Here is a 623-nt window from a genome sequence, read left to right on the forward strand (position 1 = left end):
CTGCTCCGCGAGCTGCTGCTCATCGATGATCTCTCCCGTCACGGGATCGATCATCTCGATGACATCGGTCATCGCCCTTCCTTTCAGTCAGGCCAGACCAGATCCACCGTTAATCAGACAGTCCCCCGTTGGGGCGCGAGAGCTGCCTGTCGATGGAGCGCTTGAGCGTGTACTGGGCGAGAGTCCAGTTGTCGACGCGGGGTCGGGTCACGTCGATGTCGGACGCCGTCACCTTGTGGCCCCTTGATGCCCACACTGCGGCTGAGTCAGCACTCAGTTGCCCACTGAGGTCGTGTTTGTTGATGGGGTCGGTGGGCCAGACGTAGGCGTTTGCGTTGCCGCCTTCGACCGGGTCGATTTCGCCGACGAACGTGCGCAGTTCGGGCAGGTGAGCGAGGGCAGCGGTTTCTGCAGTTGGCCCATCCCACCGCAACGCTTGTAGCGAGACGGCTTCGGACAACACACCCAAGCCCGTGAATGGACCGGTCCCACCGACTGACTCGCCCCGGCATGTCCGGAGACATGATTCCTTGGAAGGATCTGTCTCATGGGACGTCCCAGCAAGTATCCGCGCGAGCTTCGTGAGCGCGCTGTCCGCATGGTCGCCGAGCTGCGGCCCGATT

General features: G+C 62.6%; 1 protein-coding gene. It reads right to left on the minus strand.

All coding sequences use genetic code 11. From position 1 onward, the window contains the following. Nucleotides 1-109 precede the first annotated feature (109 nt). The coding region (locus MA876_RS18830; RefSeq protein WP_248153025.1) for a hypothetical protein at nucleotides 110-623 on the minus strand (514 nt) is incomplete at its 5' end.

The organism is Microbacterium aoyamense (assembly GCF_023155855.1).
In the GTDB taxonomy this organism is placed as follows: domain Bacteria; phylum Actinomycetota; class Actinomycetes; order Actinomycetales; family Microbacteriaceae; genus Microbacterium; species Microbacterium aoyamense.